General features: G+C 65.1%; 18 protein-coding genes. 12 read left to right on the top strand and 6 right to left on the bottom strand.

The genetic code is table 11. The features are described from left to right. Positions 1-864: 864 nt before the first annotated feature. Positions 865-1,590, bottom strand: coding sequence for an NUDIX hydrolase (locus ACQP1K_RS29530; RefSeq protein WP_433501833.1), 726 nt, complete (start codon positions 1,588-1,590; stop codon positions 865-867). A 141-nt stretch (positions 1,591-1,731) separates the two neighbouring features. Between ACQP1K_RS29530 and ACQP1K_RS29525 the strand changes: the two genes are divergently transcribed. The 6 genes from ACQP1K_RS29525 to ACQP1K_RS29500 all read left to right on the top strand — a co-directional run bounded on the left by ACQP1K_RS29525 (position 1,732) and on the right by ACQP1K_RS29500 (position 6,050). After that, positions 1,732-2,121 carry a hypothetical protein gene (locus tag ACQP1K_RS29525; protein ID WP_433501832.1) on the top strand — a complete coding sequence of 130 codons (390 nt, stop codon included), beginning with the start codon at positions 1,732-1,734 and terminating at the stop codon, positions 2,119-2,121. Positions 2,122-2,349: 228 nt separating this feature from the next. Continuing rightward, positions 2,350-2,508, top strand: a complete 159-nt coding sequence (locus ACQP1K_RS29520) for a hypothetical protein (protein ID WP_433501831.1) — start codon at positions 2,350-2,352, stop codon at positions 2,506-2,508. Between the two features lie 11 nt (positions 2,509-2,519). Further along, the gene (locus ACQP1K_RS29515; RefSeq protein ID WP_433501830.1) at positions 2,520-2,933 is read left to right on the top strand and encodes a hypothetical protein; all 414 of its coding nucleotides are present in this window, start codon (positions 2,520-2,522) and stop codon (positions 2,931-2,933) included. After that, the gene (locus tag ACQP1K_RS29510; RefSeq protein ID WP_433501829.1) at positions 2,930-3,157 is read left to right on the top strand and encodes a hypothetical protein; all 228 of its coding nucleotides are present in this window, start codon (positions 2,930-2,932) and stop codon (positions 3,155-3,157) included. The genes ACQP1K_RS29515 and ACQP1K_RS29510 overlap by 4 nt, the downstream gene beginning before the upstream one ends. Positions 3,158-3,236: 79 nt before the next feature. Then, a complete protein-coding gene (locus ACQP1K_RS29505; protein ID WP_433501828.1) occupies positions 3,237-4,658 on the top strand; it encodes an FtsK/SpoIIIE domain-containing protein in 1,422 nt (473 codons plus the stop codon). A gap of 144 nt (positions 4,659-4,802) precedes the next feature. After that, positions 4,803-6,050, top strand: a complete 1,248-nt coding sequence (locus ACQP1K_RS29500; RefSeq protein WP_433501827.1) for a rolling circle replication-associated protein — start codon at positions 4,803-4,805, stop codon at positions 6,048-6,050. Positions 6,051-6,154: 104 nt separating this feature from the next. Here ACQP1K_RS29500 and ACQP1K_RS29495 read toward each other — a convergent pair whose 3' ends face one another. From ACQP1K_RS29495 to ACQP1K_RS29485, 3 genes are all read right to left on the bottom strand, one after another. Continuing rightward, positions 6,155-6,445 carry a hypothetical protein gene (locus tag ACQP1K_RS29495; protein ID WP_433501826.1) on the bottom strand — a complete coding sequence of 97 codons (291 nt, stop codon included), beginning with the start codon at positions 6,443-6,445 and terminating at the stop codon, positions 6,155-6,157. Next, the gene (locus ACQP1K_RS29490) at positions 6,442-7,062 is read right to left on the bottom strand and encodes an AAA family ATPase (protein ID WP_433501825.1); all 621 of its coding nucleotides are present in this window, start codon (positions 7,060-7,062) and stop codon (positions 6,442-6,444) included. The genes ACQP1K_RS29495 and ACQP1K_RS29490 overlap by 4 nt, the downstream gene beginning before the upstream one ends. Before the next feature lie 872 nt (positions 7,063-7,934). After that, positions 7,935-8,660, bottom strand: a complete 726-nt coding sequence (locus ACQP1K_RS29485) for an NUDIX hydrolase (protein WP_433501833.1) — start codon at positions 8,658-8,660, stop codon at positions 7,935-7,937. A 141-nt stretch (positions 8,661-8,801) separates the two neighbouring features. On the opposite strand from ACQP1K_RS29485, the gene ACQP1K_RS29480 reads away from it, so the two are divergent. The 6 genes from ACQP1K_RS29480 (at position 8,802) to ACQP1K_RS29455 (ending at position 13,120) form a co-directional block, all read left to right on the top strand. Then, positions 8,802-9,191 carry a hypothetical protein gene (locus ACQP1K_RS29480; protein ID WP_433501832.1) on the top strand — a complete coding sequence of 130 codons (390 nt, stop codon included), beginning with the start codon at positions 8,802-8,804 and terminating at the stop codon, positions 9,189-9,191. Positions 9,192-9,419: 228 nt separating this feature from the next. Continuing rightward, positions 9,420-9,578 carry a hypothetical protein gene (locus tag ACQP1K_RS29475; RefSeq protein ID WP_433501831.1) on the top strand — a complete coding sequence of 53 codons (159 nt, stop codon included), beginning with the start codon at positions 9,420-9,422 and terminating at the stop codon, positions 9,576-9,578. 11 nt (positions 9,579-9,589) lie between these two features. Beyond that, positions 9,590-10,003 carry a hypothetical protein gene (locus ACQP1K_RS29470; RefSeq protein WP_433501830.1) on the top strand — a complete coding sequence of 138 codons (414 nt, stop codon included), beginning with the start codon at positions 9,590-9,592 and terminating at the stop codon, positions 10,001-10,003. Then, positions 10,000-10,227: a hypothetical protein gene (locus tag ACQP1K_RS29465; protein WP_433501829.1), complete on the top strand. Its 228-nt coding sequence runs from the start codon at positions 10,000-10,002 to the stop codon at positions 10,225-10,227. The genes ACQP1K_RS29470 and ACQP1K_RS29465 overlap by 4 nt, the downstream gene beginning before the upstream one ends. 79 nt (positions 10,228-10,306) lie before the next feature. After that, positions 10,307-11,728, top strand: coding sequence for an FtsK/SpoIIIE domain-containing protein (locus ACQP1K_RS29460; RefSeq protein ID WP_433501828.1), 1,422 nt, complete (start codon positions 10,307-10,309; stop codon positions 11,726-11,728). A 144-nt stretch (positions 11,729-11,872) separates the two neighbouring features. Beyond that, positions 11,873-13,120: a rolling circle replication-associated protein gene (locus ACQP1K_RS29455; protein ID WP_433501827.1), complete on the top strand. Its 1,248-nt coding sequence runs from the start codon at positions 11,873-11,875 to the stop codon at positions 13,118-13,120. A gap of 104 nt (positions 13,121-13,224) precedes the next feature. On the opposite strand, the gene ACQP1K_RS29450 is transcribed toward ACQP1K_RS29455, so the two are convergent. Together ACQP1K_RS29450 and ACQP1K_RS29445 are read right to left on the bottom strand one after the other, a co-directional pair. Continuing rightward, complete coding sequence (locus tag ACQP1K_RS29450; protein WP_433501826.1) at positions 13,225-13,515, bottom strand: hypothetical protein; 291 nt, start codon at positions 13,513-13,515, stop codon at positions 13,225-13,227. After that, positions 13,512-14,132 carry an AAA family ATPase gene (locus tag ACQP1K_RS29445; protein WP_433501825.1) on the bottom strand — a complete coding sequence of 207 codons (621 nt, stop codon included), beginning with the start codon at positions 14,130-14,132 and terminating at the stop codon, positions 13,512-13,514. The genes ACQP1K_RS29450 and ACQP1K_RS29445 overlap by 4 nt, the downstream gene beginning before the upstream one ends.

The raw sequence follows: 14,132 nt of genomic DNA, 5'->3' as shown, positions 1-14,132 counted from the left end.
GACGCCGATACTGCCTTAATTACTGCGTTACTGCAATACTGAATGTTCTGACCTCGACGAACACCAGGCGTACGACCCGCACTCGCGCACCCTGATCATCCCGTCTGCCGTCGTCCCACCCGAAGGGGAAGCGGGCCAGGGCCAGGGGGGCCAAGGTGGAGCGCCCAACTGGACGAACGACCTTGGCCCCCCTGGCCCTGGTCTGCTCGGCTTGTCCTGGGGCGATGGCAGACGGGATGATCAGGCCCCCCAGCCACCTACGGACCGTCAGCGACGCACCCTCTCCCCCCCGGAGCCGGAGACCCCCGCCGGAGGCATAAAAAAACACCAACCCCGTCAGCGGCTCGGCGTGGCCGGCGGCGGGGTGGGGCCCCTCTGGGGTGCCCGGGCGCCGGCCACGACGGGCCGCCAGGACTGGGCTTGTTATATGCGCCAAAACAGGCCGCACATCGAAGGGCATCCGTTCCGTGCCTGGTAGCGGCATCGGGACAAGGCGGTCTTGCCTACTAACTTGCTCTGCAATTGATCATGCTCTTGGTGGCCAGTGGATCGAGATGCATAGGTACATCAGCGTGATCTTGGGGGCTCGAACTTTCGGCAACGTTGCGCGGCCCGAGTAGGGCCGCCTTGATCTCGTAGAGAAAAGTTGCATTCGATCATGATTCGGGCTCGGGCCGATTCTTGGAACCGGCCGCCGTACGCCTGGCGGCCTGCGGGCCGGGACCGGCCGGAGAGCCGCACGCCCGGACCGCAGGCCGCCAGGCGTACGGCGGCCTTGATCTCTACAAGAACAATTCGGCAACTGGCGCTATCGAGGGCATGAAGAAGGCCCGACCAAACTGGCCGGGCCTCACGCGAAATGGGTCACTTGTGGCCGAGCTGCTCTACCAGGTAGGCACGTACAGGTTCGAAGAGGCCGGGCAGCAGCTCGTCCACTTCGTTGAGGTTGGCCCAACGAACCTCTTCGAGTTCGTCAGGGTCGCCAAGGAAGACATCCGTTTTCCCGGTCGGAGAGCACGCCATGTAGATCATGGTGCGCCCGGTCTTCGGGTGGACTCGCCGTCCGATCTCGCGGTGAGCGGCGATGACGCGAAGGCCGGTCTCTTCCTTGACTTCTCGCATGATTGCGTCTGAGGGGGTCTCGCCCGGTTCTACCTCGCCCGCGATGAAGGTCCATGGGGGCTTCCCATCAGTGCGCTTGCCGATCAGCACACCGCGCTCGGAGGTGACGATGCCCGCCACAACCGGCGGCCGATCGGGCTGGGCAGTGGCGTTCTCGGCCATGTGGTCCGTCTCCTTCTGAGCGTTGGCGGCTTTTACGATCTGCGCTGCTCGTGACTTGCTGATGCTGGCTCTTCGAGCGATCTCGGAAAGGCTCGCACTCTCTTCGCGAGAGATCCGAACCACGACCTGATCGCGTTCGCCGCGTACGTCGTCGGCCATCTCCTGGAGTGCTTCGATCACCTGCTTCGAGCGTCGAAGCGACTCGTCATGGTCGTTGCCTTCCCTGATGAGCTTCTTAGCTCTCCCAAGATCGCGGCTGATGGCGACGAGGATCGCCGCAAGCTGCTTGTCCTCGGTCGTCGTCATGTTCGCAGTCTAGCGCGGTATACGTGCAGCGGGGTAGACGTATCGTGCAGTCCGGTGTACGGTAGTCGTGTAGGCCGCTGCACGACAGAGCGGCTACTCGACGAAGGGCCGAGAGCGCCCACAGGCCGGGAGGAACCCGAGATGTTCACGAACTTCAAGATTGACCAGGCGGCCACCTTCCAGGGGATCGCCTTCTTGGCGTGTCAGCCGAAGACCGCCTTCAAGAGCCAGGTCCAGGAGACCACCAAGGACGGCACGCCCAAGTGGGAGATCCAGGTGGTGGCGATGTTCCGGACGGCCTTCGGCCAGGTCCAGAACGAGGTCTTGAAGGTCGGCGTCGCCTCTCTGAAGGACCCCGGGCAGGGCCTGATGCCGTACACGCCGGTGCAGCTCGTGGACTTCGAGGTCGGCGTCATGGAGAAGACCAAGCGGAATCCCGAGACGGGCGAGGAGCGCGTGATCGGGCTGCAGGTCTGGTACCGGGCTGCCGAGGTCCGTGCGATCGCAGCGGCTGGCAAGGCGGCGGCGTGATGGTCAGCGTCGAGAGCGCCAGTAACCCCGAACGCTGGGTCGTCTACATGGGCGTAGGTGGCTACGTGTGCGCCGCGCCAGACTCCAGCGGCCCAGACGGCATCTGCGGGATGCCGGTCGAAAGCGAGCCGTGCGCGAGGCACACGGTTCTTTGATCCCCCAATGATCCGGGGCGCGCCACCGGTCAAAGTCGACGCGCCCCGGGTCCTCACAAAGAGGAGTTCCAGCATGCCACAGGACAAGAAGGTCAAGCCGTCGCCCGACCGGTTGGGGGAGTGGCCGAACAGCGCGAACTCGGGTCGGCGCAGGACCCTCACGTACGACTGCGGCAGGTGCGGGGCGATGTCCTCGGCTCCGCTCACCCCGACCAACCACAAGTGCAGGTAAGGAGATCAGGGATGGCGACCCCAACGAGCACCAAGGCCCGGCCCATCCGGGCGGTCAAGGGTAGCAACTTCGAGCCCAAGCGGGTCCGGAAGGCGAAGCGTAAGGCCCTGCTCCGGGGCATGGTCGGCAACACCATCGCCGACGTGCGGTCAGAGTTCGAGGACCGCGCCGAGTTCTACAAGAACCTCCGAATGATCAAGCTGCGTCGTCGGCACGTCGCCAAGGAAATGCAGGTGCTGGCCGACATGGTGAAGGGCCTGCTCAGCGAGGTCCAGAGGGTCGAGAACAGAGAGCCGGACTTCTCGGCGGCCACGCTCCACGAGGCGCACGACCTGGTGAAGGCCGCTGTCACCTCGGTCTCGGTGGCGGCCGACGAGTTCGCGCTGTTCGCGCGTAACCGCGTCTACTACGTCAAGGAGCTGTGATCACGGTGGCGACGTACTTCGGTAGCCGGATTGACGAGATCGACGTCCAGGTCGAGCGCGTGGCGCGCTTGGTCGAGTCGGGCCAGAGGATCGACCGGGAGCTAGCGGCCGGTCTCGGCTGCTCGGAGAGCATGGCCAGCATCCAAGGTCACATCGACCGGGCCTCGGCCTCCTGCGAGTCCCTGATCAGGGACCTCCGCAAGCACAAGTCCAAGTCCAAGTAAGCCAATTCAGCGGGGAGCCGCCCGCGTCTGCACGCCTGCCGTGGGTGGCTCCCTTTTCCATGCCCGAAAGGAGGCGGCCATGCTCAACTTCTTGTTTTCCGCGATTGGAAAGCTGCTGACCTGGTTGGCCAAGCAGCTCGCCCGGCTCATCGCGTGGCTTGTGGTCCAGGCCGTGTTGCACCCGCGTACCTCGACCATGGCGGGCACGACGGCCGCGAGCGTTGCCGTCCTCGGGTGGCAACTCTGCTTGACGATCGCCGGGGCCGCCTTCGTCGGCTTGAGCACCTGGAAAGCCGCCCACCCTGAGACCTTCGGCAAGACCGTGGAGACGTGGGCGCGTAGCTGGTGGCATCGCTGGTGGATCTACCGGCGTCTGTGGCGTGAGGTCTTCACCCGCTGTGACCTGACTGTTCAGGCCGGGACTGAGGTCTATGTGCCCAAGCTCAAGCGGGTCCGCTCGACGCCGTATTGGGATCACCTCGTTGTCGAGATGCCGATCGGTCAGTCGGTCAAGCGCTATCAGCAGGAGGAGGCGGCCGATGCGCTTCGCTTGGGTTTCAAGGGTGAGCGCCTGGTGGTCAAAGGAGTCAAGCCGCGGCTGCTTGAGCTCTCACTGATGCGGCGTGACCCTCTGGTGGAGGCAGTGCCGGCTACTGCCCTTCCGGCCTCCGTCGAAGCGATCGACTGGAGGCGCATCCCGGTCGGTATCGACGAGTTCGGCAAGCCCTACACGATCAGTCTTCTCGGCGGTCATACCGCTATCTCGGGCTCGACTGGGGCCGGAAAGGCCGGTCTCGAGTGGAACATTCTGAGGGGTATCGCTCCTGCCATCACGGCCGGACTGGTGCGCCTGGTCGGCATCGATCCCAAGGCCAAGGAGCTACGCCGCGCCCGCGCTCTGTTCGGGCCGGATGACTACGCCGTGACTGATGAAGACGTGCTCAAGCTGCTTGAGCGCCTGGTCCAAGAGATGAACGAGGCCAACGAGCGGGACGGCGCGGCCGGAGAGCGCGACTTCCGCCCCGGCAAGGGCCGCCCGCTAACGCTCGTCTTGCTCGACGAGATGGCGCCGCTGTTCAAGTACTGGCCCCGCCGCATCCGAGACAAGATTGAGGACGCGCTCGGGCTGCTCCTCACGCAGGGCCGCGCGGTGGGCTTCATCGTGGTTGGAGCCATTCAGGAGCCGACAAAGGACGTGTTCCAGCTCCGAGACCTGTTCACACGCCGTATCGCGTTGCGGCTGCCGACCGAGAGCCACACAGAGGCCGCTCTCGTCGAGAACGCGGTGGACTACGGGGCGCTCTGCCATCAGATCAGCGAGACCACACCCGGTGTGCTCTACAGCCTCCAAGACGGCGCACGGTCGACCGTCCGGGCACGCCTGGGCCATGTCCGCGACGCCGATATTGACGAGCTGATCGCTTACGTCGAGACCTCGGCCAAGGTCGTGGAGCTGGACACCTGGGGCGGAAACGCGCGGGGTGCTGAGATTGCCGCTTGATGTCTCGGTGTGTCGGCGTGACGACAGAGGCGGAACGCGCGACAGTGGCTCGGCAAAGACCACGGAAAAAAAGAGAGCCCGGTGTTGGTAGCACCAGGCCCTCTGAGTGGTCCGCCTCTCCCTATCAGAAGCGGAACCCAAGCTGTGACCAGCGTAGCCGATGGGCGCGCAGTGCAGCTACCGGCGCTGTCCGACACGCCGGTAACGGCACTTTGGGCGCCGAAGTTCCCGAGTCCGGAAGGGCTCGATCTCGCCGCAAGGCTCTTCGATGCACGCCCGGCCTGGCAAGGCGAAGAAGGTCCGAGACCTCGTATCGTCATCGCTGCTGGCGCTTTTGCGATCGAAGCTCCCGACCTTGCTCGCCGTGAACGTCGCGAGGAACGGGCGCTCAAAGCTCGCCAGGTCGAAGCCGACATAGCCGCGACTTATCTCGCCCTCGATGAGGACGTCCCCGAGCGCGTACCCTCCCGCGAGATCACCGGATGGTCCCGCAAGTCGCGGGCGAACATGGTCCGCGCGCTGTGCGAGCTGGACTACCGGCCCATGCTCGGAGACTCGGACAGGCTTCCCGCGATGGTGACCCTGACCTATCCCGGGGACTGGCTGACCGTTGCGCCCAACGGCAAGGTCGTCAAGGCCCAGCTCAAGGCACTGCGCAAGCGCTACGAACGTGCCTGGGGCGAGCCGCTGCAAGCTGTCTGGAAGCTTGAGTTCCAACGCCGTGGCGCGCCCCACTTCCATTTGCTCCTGGTCCCGCCGCATGGCACCGCGCGGATCCCGTCCGGCCGCGCTCGCGCTGACTCCCGTATCGGTGCCGGTCTCCCGTTCCGGCAATGGCTGAGTGAGGTCTGGGCTGACATCGTCGACCACCCCGATCCGGAGGAGAAGCGCCGGCATCTGCTCGCCGGGACTGGAGTCGACTACGCCGAGAGCCTGCGGGCGTACGACCCCAAGCGCGTCGCGGTCTACTTCACCAAGCACGGCGCGTTCCAGGCCAAGGAGTATCAGCACTGTGTCCCGGAGGAATGGCAGGCTCCAGGGCAAGGCCCGGGCCGATTCTGGGGCTACTGGGGACTGGAACGGGTGACAGCCGCGGTAGAGGTCACGCCTGAGCAAGCGGTCCAGGCTGCGCGTATCGCTCGCCGCTGGGCCAGGGCGCAGGGCACCACTCGGCAGGTCTCGGTGCCACGCACGCGAGGCGGTCAGGCTCGGCCTACGAATGCCGACGTGATCGGCCTCGCCGGTGCTCACCGAATGGAACAGGGCTCTACACGCCGCCGAAGGGTTCGTCGACGAGTGCGCCGGTTCGCATCAGGCCGTGGCTTCATCAGCGTCAACAACGGGCAGCTCTTCGCCGTGCAGCTCGCCCGCGCGCTATCCCTTACAACGTAAAGTAATCTTGCAGTAGTTCAGCAATGCAGTAATGCAGCAGAGATGGAAGTCCTGAAACGACGAAGGTCCGAACCTCGACGGTCCGGACCTTCGTCGTTACTGCATTACTGCTTCAGCTCTCGTAGCTCGGCGACGACGCGGGCTCTGACCTCGGGATCGTCGCACGCACGGATGTACGCCCGGACGATATCCGCGGTCGTGACCTTCGCCGCGTCGATCTCCTCGGCAACCTCGGTTGTCCACCGAGTGAGCCGCCGATACAGCTCCGGCGCCAGGTCCACCGTGATCCGGACAGGCTTCGACCGTAGGGCGGTCTCTCCGGCTGGGGCCGCGTCCGGCTCGATCCTCCGACGCGCCGCCCGACGTCGGGCCTCGCGCCGCTCGTCGGCGTTCACAGCGAAGCTCGCTTCAGCAGCTCCTCGGCCAACGCCTCGAACTCCGTCGCGCGGGTCTTCACCGGCAGGCCGAAGCTCTGCGAGTAGCGGTTGACGAACGGGATCATCATTGACAGGACATGCCACCCGTCCTCGGTCAGGTCCTCGCGGGTCTCGGTGTGGGTCGTACTGCTGCGGTTGATCCTGTTCAGCAGCACGGAGACCCTTGCCGGCTGCTCCCGTAGCGACTGGATGTCGTCGATCTCGTCGAGAACTGGGCTCATGCGGTTGATCTCGATCCCGTGCGGTGCTACCGGGATCACCAGCTCATCGGCCAGTCGTAGGACAGACCGCGTGATGCCCTTGTGGTCCTCCATCTGCGGAGCGTCGATGACCACGATTTCGTCCGGCTTCGCGATCTCGGGCACACGGCGGTGCAGCTCCTTGGAGGGCATGCCGATGATCCGGCAGGGGAAGCCCTCTGCAAGGTCGCTCCACTCCAGAGCGGATGCGGCAGGGTCGGCGTCCACCAGGAGCACGGGATAACCCATCTCGTGGAATGCGTGCGCGAGCCAGACGGCCGACGTGGTCTTGCCCGTACCGGGCTTCAGGTTGATCAGAGCAACGGACAGGTTCATGACGCCGATACTGCCTTAATTACTGCGTTACTGCAATACTGAATGTTCTGACCTCGACGAACACCAGGCGTACGACCCGCACTCGCGCACCTCGCCCGCCTGATCATCCCGTCTGCCGTCGTCCCACCCGAAGGGGAAGCGGGCCAGGGCCAGGGGGGCCAAGGTGGAGCGCCCAACTGGACGAACGACCTTGGCCCCCCTGGCCCTGGTCTGCTCGGCTTGTCCTGGGGCGATGGCAGACGGGATGATCAGGCCCCCCAGCCACCTACGGACCGTCAGCGACGCACCCTCTCCCCCCCGGAGCCGGAGACCCCCGCCGGAGGCATAAAAAAACACCAACCCCGTCAGCGGCTCGGCGTGGCCGGCGGCGGGGTGGGGCCCCTCTGGGGTGCCCGGGCGCCGGCCACGACGGGCCGCCAGGACTGGGCTTGTTATATGCGCCAAAACAGGCCGCACATCGAAGGGCATCCGTTCCGTGCCTGGTAGCGGCATCGGGACAAGGCGGTCTTGCCTACTAACTTGCTCTGCAATTGATCATGCTCTTGGTGGCCAGTGGATCGAGATGCATAGGTACATCAGCGTGATCTTGGGGGCTCGAACTTTCGGCAACGTTGCGCGGCCCGAGTAGGGCCGCCTTGATCTCGTAGAGAAAAGTTGCATTCGATCATGATTCGGGCTCGGGCCGATTCTTGGAACCGGCCGCCGTACGCCTGGCGGCCTGCGGGCCGGGACCGGCCGGAGAGCCGCACGCCCGGACCGCAGGCCGCCAGGCGTACGGCGGCCTTGATCTCTACAAGAACAATTCGGCAACTGGCGCTATCGAGGGCATGAAGAAGGCCCGACCAAACTGGCCGGGCCTCACGCGAAATGGGTCACTTGTGGCCGAGCTGCTCTACCAGGTAGGCACGTACAGGTTCGAAGAGGCCGGGCAGCAGCTCGTCCACTTCGTTGAGGTTGGCCCAACGAACCTCTTCGAGTTCGTCAGGGTCGCCAAGGAAGACATCCGTTTTCCCGGTCGGAGAGCACGCCATGTAGATCATGGTGCGCCCGGTCTTCGGGTGGACTCGCCGTCCGATCTCGCGGTGAGCGGCGATGACGCGAAGGCCGGTCTCTTCCTTGACTTCTCGCATGATTGCGTCTGAGGGGGTCTCGCCCGGTTCTACCTCGCCCGCGATGAAGGTCCATGGGGGCTTCCCATCAGTGCGCTTGCCGATCAGCACACCGCGCTCGGAGGTGACGATGCCCGCCACAACCGGCGGCCGATCGGGCTGGGCAGTGGCGTTCTCGGCCATGTGGTCCGTCTCCTTCTGAGCGTTGGCGGCTTTTACGATCTGCGCTGCTCGTGACTTGCTGATGCTGGCTCTTCGAGCGATCTCGGAAAGGCTCGCACTCTCTTCGCGAGAGATCCGAACCACGACCTGATCGCGTTCGCCGCGTACGTCGTCGGCCATCTCCTGGAGTGCTTCGATCACCTGCTTCGAGCGTCGAAGCGACTCGTCATGGTCGTTGCCTTCCCTGATGAGCTTCTTAGCTCTCCCAAGATCGCGGCTGATGGCGACGAGGATCGCCGCAAGCTGCTTGTCCTCGGTCGTCGTCATGTTCGCAGTCTAGCGCGGTATACGTGCAGCGGGGTAGACGTATCGTGCAGTCCGGTGTACGGTAGTCGTGTAGGCCGCTGCACGACAGAGCGGCTACTCGACGAAGGGCCGAGAGCGCCCACAGGCCGGGAGGAACCCGAGATGTTCACGAACTTCAAGATTGACCAGGCGGCCACCTTCCAGGGGATCGCCTTCTTGGCGTGTCAGCCGAAGACCGCCTTCAAGAGCCAGGTCCAGGAGACCACCAAGGACGGCACGCCCAAGTGGGAGATCCAGGTGGTGGCGATGTTCCGGACGGCCTTCGGCCAGGTCCAGAACGAGGTCTTGAAGGTCGGCGTCGCCTCTCTGAAGGACCCCGGGCAGGGCCTGATGCCGTACACGCCGGTGCAGCTCGTGGACTTCGAGGTCGGCGTCATGGAGAAGACCAAGCGGAATCCCGAGACGGGCGAGGAGCGCGTGATCGGGCTGCAGGTCTGGTACCGGGCTGCCGAGGTCCGTGCGATCGCAGCGGCTGGCAAGGCGGCGGCGTGATGGTCAGCGTCGAGAGCGCCAGTAACCCCGAACGCTGGGTCGTCTACATGGGCGTAGGTGGCTACGTGTGCGCCGCGCCAGACTCCAGCGGCCCAGACGGCATCTGCGGGATGCCGGTCGAAAGCGAGCCGTGCGCGAGGCACACGGTTCTTTGATCCCCCAATGATCCGGGGCGCGCCACCGGTCAAAGTCGACGCGCCCCGGGTCCTCACAAAGAGGAGTTCCAGCATGCCACAGGACAAGAAGGTCAAGCCGTCGCCCGACCGGTTGGGGGAGTGGCCGAACAGCGCGAACTCGGGTCGGCGCAGGACCCTCACGTACGACTGCGGCAGGTGCGGGGCGATGTCCTCGGCTCCGCTCACCCCGACCAACCACAAGTGCAGGTAAGGAGATCAGGGATGGCGACCCCAACGAGCACCAAGGCCCGGCCCATCCGGGCGGTCAAGGGTAGCAACTTCGAGCCCAAGCGGGTCCGGAAGGCGAAGCGTAAGGCCCTGCTCCGGGGCATGGTCGGCAACACCATCGCCGACGTGCGGTCAGAGTTCGAGGACCGCGCCGAGTTCTACAAGAACCTCCGAATGATCAAGCTGCGTCGTCGGCACGTCGCCAAGGAAATGCAGGTGCTGGCCGACATGGTGAAGGGCCTGCTCAGCGAGGTCCAGAGGGTCGAGAACAGAGAGCCGGACTTCTCGGCGGCCACGCTCCACGAGGCGCACGACCTGGTGAAGGCCGCTGTCACCTCGGTCTCGGTGGCGGCCGACGAGTTCGCGCTGTTCGCGCGTAACCGCGTCTACTACGTCAAGGAGCTGTGATCACGGTGGCGACGTACTTCGGTAGCCGGATTGACGAGATCGACGTCCAGGTCGAGCGCGTGGCGCGCTTGGTCGAGTCGGGCCAGAGGATCGACCGGGAGCTAGCGGCCGGTCTCGGCTGCTCGGAGAGCATGGCCAGCATCCAAGGTCACATCGACCGGGCCTCGGCCTCCTGCGAGTCCCTGATCAGGGACCTCCGCAAGCACAAGTCCAAGTCCAAGTAAGCCAATTCAGCGGGGAGCCGCCCGCGTCTGCACGCCTGCCGTGGGTGGCTCCCTTTTCCATGCCCGAAAGGAGGCGGCCATGCTCAACTTCTTGTTTTCCGCGATTGGAAAGCTGCTGACCTGGTTGGCCAAGCAGCTCGCCCGGCTCATCGCGTGGCTTGTGGTCCAGGCCGTGTTGCACCCGCGTACCTCGACCATGGCGGGCACGACGGCCGCGAGCGTTGCCGTCCTCGGGTGGCAACTCTGCTTGACGATCGCCGGGGCCGCCTTCGTCGGCTTGAGCACCTGGAAAGCCGCCCACCCTGAGACCTTCGGCAAGACCGTGGAGACGTGGGCGCGTAGCTGGTGGCATCGCTGGTGGATCTACCGGCGTCTGTGGCGTGAGGTCTTCACCCGCTGTGACCTGACTGTTCAGGCCGGGACTGAGGTCTATGTGCCCAAGCTCAAGCGGGTCCGCTCGACGCCGTATTGGGATCACCTCGTTGTCGAGATGCCGATCGGTCAGTCGGTCAAGCGCTATCAGCAGGAGGAGGCGGCCGATGCGCTTCGCTTGGGTTTCAAGGGTGAGCGCCTGGTGGTCAAAGGAGTCAAGCCGCGGCTGCTTGAGCTCTCACTGATGCGGCGTGACCCTCTGGTGGAGGCAGTGCCGGCTACTGCCCTTCCGGCCTCCGTCGAAGCGATCGACTGGAGGCGCATCCCGGTCGGTATCGACGAGTTCGGCAAGCCCTACACGATCAGTCTTCTCGGCGGTCATACCGCTATCTCGGGCTCGACTGGGGCCGGAAAGGCCGGTCTCGAGTGGAACATTCTGAGGGGTATCGCTCCTGCCATCACGGCCGGACTGGTGCGCCTGGTCGGCATCGATCCCAAGGCCAAGGAGCTACGCCGCGCCCGCGCTCTGTTCGGGCCGGATGACTACGCCGTGACTGATGAAGACGTGCTCAAGCTGCTTGAGCGCCTGGTCCAAGAGATGAACGAGGCCAACGAGCGGGACGGCGCGGCCGGAGAGCGCGACTTCCGCCCCGGCAAGGGCCGCCCGCTAACGCTCGTCTTGCTCGACGAGATGGCGCCGCTGTTCAAGTACTGGCCCCGCCGCATCCGAGACAAGATTGAGGACGCGCTCGGGCTGCTCCTCACGCAGGGCCGCGCGGTGGGCTTCATCGTGGTTGGAGCCATTCAGGAGCCGACAAAGGACGTGTTCCAGCTCCGAGACCTGTTCACACGCCGTATCGCGTTGCGGCTGCCGACCGAGAGCCACACAGAGGCCGCTCTCGTCGAGAACGCGGTGGACTACGGGGCGCTCTGCCATCAGATCAGCGAGACCACACCCGGTGTGCTCTACAGCCTCCAAGACGGCGCACGGTCGACCGTCCGGGCACGCCTGGGCCATGTCCGCGACGCCGATATTGACGAGCTGATCGCTTACGTCGAGACCTCGGCCAAGGTCGTGGAGCTGGACACCTGGGGCGGAAACGCGCGGGGTGCTGAGATTGCCGCTTGATGTCTCGGTGTGTCGGCGTGACGACAGAGGCGGAACGCGCGACAGTGGCTCGGCAAAGACCACGGAAAAAAAGAGAGCCCGGTGTTGGTAGCACCAGGCCCTCTGAGTGGTCCGCCTCTCCCTATCAGAAGCGGAACCCAAGCTGTGACCAGCGTAGCCGATGGGCGCGCAGTGCAGCTACCGGCGCTGTCCGACACGCCGGTAACGGCACTTTGGGCGCCGAAGTTCCCGAGTCCGGAAGGGCTCGATCTCGCCGCAAGGCTCTTCGATGCACGCCCGGCCTGGCAAGGCGAAGAAGGTCCGAGACCTCGTATCGTCATCGCTGCTGGCGCTTTTGCGATCGAAGCTCCCGACCTTGCTCGCCGTGAACGTCGCGAGGAACGGGCGCTCAAAGCTCGCCAGGTCGAAGCCGACATAGCCGCGACTTATCTCGCCCTCGATGAGGACGTCCCCGAGCGCGTACCCTCCCGCGAGATCACCGGATGGTCCCGCAAGTCGCGGGCGAACATGGTCCGCGCGCTGTGCGAGCTGGACTACCGGCCCATGCTCGGAGACTCGGACAGGCTTCCCGCGATGGTGACCCTGACCTATCCCGGGGACTGGCTGACCGTTGCGCCCAACGGCAAGGTCGTCAAGGCCCAGCTCAAGGCACTGCGCAAGCGCTACGAACGTGCCTGGGGCGAGCCGCTGCAAGCTGTCTGGAAGCTTGAGTTCCAACGCCGTGGCGCGCCCCACTTCCATTTGCTCCTGGTCCCGCCGCATGGCACCGCGCGGATCCCGTCCGGCCGCGCTCGCGCTGACTCCCGTATCGGTGCCGGTCTCCCGTTCCGGCAATGGCTGAGTGAGGTCTGGGCTGACATCGTCGACCACCCCGATCCGGAGGAGAAGCGCCGGCATCTGCTCGCCGGGACTGGAGTCGACTACGCCGAGAGCCTGCGGGCGTACGACCCCAAGCGCGTCGCGGTCTACTTCACCAAGCACGGCGCGTTCCAGGCCAAGGAGTATCAGCACTGTGTCCCGGAGGAATGGCAGGCTCCAGGGCAAGGCCCGGGCCGATTCTGGGGCTACTGGGGACTGGAACGGGTGACAGCCGCGGTAGAGGTCACGCCTGAGCAAGCGGTCCAGGCTGCGCGTATCGCTCGCCGCTGGGCCAGGGCGCAGGGCACCACTCGGCAGGTCTCGGTGCCACGCACGCGAGGCGGTCAGGCTCGGCCTACGAATGCCGACGTGATCGGCCTCGCCGGTGCTCACCGAATGGAACAGGGCTCTACACGCCGCCGAAGGGTTCGTCGACGAGTGCGCCGGTTCGCATCAGGCCGTGGCTTCATCAGCGTCAACAACGGGCAGCTCTTCGCCGTGCAGCTCGCCCGCGCGCTATCCCTTACAACGTAAAGTAATCTTGCAGTAGTTCAGCAATGCAGTAATGCAGCAGAGATGGAAGTCCTGAAACGACGAAGGTCCGAACCTCGACGGTCCGGACCTTCGTCGTTACTGCATTACTGCTTCAGCTCTCGTAGCTCGGCGACGACGCGGGCTCTGACCTCGGGATCGTCGCACGCACGGATGTACGCCCGGACGATATCCGCGGTCGTGACCTTCGCCGCGTCGATCTCCTCGGCAACCTCGGTTGTCCACCGAGTGAGCCGCCGATACAGCTCCGGCGCCAGGTCCACCGTGATCCGGACAGGCTTCGACCGTAGGGCGGTCTCTCCGGCTGGGGCCGCGTCCGGCTCGATCCTCCGACGCGCCGCCCGACGTCGGGCCTCGCGCCGCTCGTCGGCGTTCACAGCGAAGCTCGCTTCAGCAGCTCCTCGGCCAACGCCTCGAACTCCGTCGCGCGGGTCTTCACCGGCAGGCCGAAGCTCTGCGAGTAGCGGTTGACGAACGGGATCATCATTGACAGGACATGCCACCCGTCCTCGGTCAGGTCCTCGCGGGTCTCGGTGTGGGTCGTACTGCTGCGGTTGATCCTGTTCAGCAGCACGGAGACCCTTGCCGGCTGCTCCCGTAGCGACTGGATGTCGTCGATCTCGTCGAGAACTGGGCTCATGCGGTTGATCTCGATCCCGTGCGGTGCTACCGGGATCACCAGCTCATCGGCCAGTCGTAGGACAGACCGCGTGATGCCCTTGTGGTCCTCCATCTGCGGAGCGTCGATGACCACGATTTCGTCCGGCTTCGCGATCTCGGGCACACGGCGGTGCAGCTCCTTGGAGGGCATGCCGATGATCCGGCAGGGGAAGCCCTCTGCAAGGTCGCTCCACTCCAGAGCGGATGCGGCAGGGTCGGCGTCCACCAGGAGCACGGGATAACCCATCTCGTGGAATGCGTGCGCGAGCCAGACGGCCGACGTGGTCTTGCCCGTACCGGGCTTCAGGTTGATCAGAGCAACGGACAGGTTCAT

This window comes from Sphaerimonospora sp. CA-214678 (assembly GCF_050942215.1).
Taxonomy (GTDB): domain Bacteria; phylum Actinomycetota; class Actinomycetes; order Streptosporangiales; family Streptosporangiaceae; genus Sphaerimonospora.
The sequence above is the reverse complement of the archived record's forward strand: the minus strand, read 5'-3'. Positions and strand labels throughout refer to the sequence as shown.

Bases quoted from the DNA above. Each gene is read 5' to 3' on its own strand.
- ACQP1K_RS29530 (WP_433501833.1), bottom strand. From the start codon at position 1,590: ATGACGACGACCGAGGACAAGCAGCTTGCGGCGATCCTCGTCGCCATC.
- ACQP1K_RS29525 (WP_433501832.1), top strand. From the start codon at position 1,732: ATGTTCACGAACTTCAAGATTGACCAGGCGGCCACCTTCCAGGGGATC.
- ACQP1K_RS29520 (WP_433501831.1), top strand. From the start codon at position 2,350: ATGCCACAGGACAAGAAGGTCAAGCCGTCGCCCGACCGGTTGGGGGAG.
- ACQP1K_RS29515 (WP_433501830.1), top strand. From the start codon at position 2,520: ATGGCGACCCCAACGAGCACCAAGGCCCGGCCCATCCGGGCGGTCAAG.
- ACQP1K_RS29505 (WP_433501828.1), top strand. From the start codon at position 3,237: ATGCTCAACTTCTTGTTTTCCGCGATTGGAAAGCTGCTGACCTGGTTG.
- ACQP1K_RS29490 (WP_433501825.1), bottom strand. From the start codon at position 7,062: ATGAACCTGTCCGTTGCTCTGATCAACCTGAAGCCCGGTACGGGCAAG.
- ACQP1K_RS29485 (WP_433501833.1), bottom strand. From the start codon at position 8,660: ATGACGACGACCGAGGACAAGCAGCTTGCGGCGATCCTCGTCGCCATC.
- ACQP1K_RS29480 (WP_433501832.1), top strand. From the start codon at position 8,802: ATGTTCACGAACTTCAAGATTGACCAGGCGGCCACCTTCCAGGGGATC.
- ACQP1K_RS29475 (WP_433501831.1), top strand. From the start codon at position 9,420: ATGCCACAGGACAAGAAGGTCAAGCCGTCGCCCGACCGGTTGGGGGAG.
- ACQP1K_RS29470 (WP_433501830.1), top strand. From the start codon at position 9,590: ATGGCGACCCCAACGAGCACCAAGGCCCGGCCCATCCGGGCGGTCAAG.
- ACQP1K_RS29460 (WP_433501828.1), top strand. From the start codon at position 10,307: ATGCTCAACTTCTTGTTTTCCGCGATTGGAAAGCTGCTGACCTGGTTG.
- ACQP1K_RS29445 (WP_433501825.1), bottom strand. From the start codon at position 14,132: ATGAACCTGTCCGTTGCTCTGATCAACCTGAAGCCCGGTACGGGCAAG.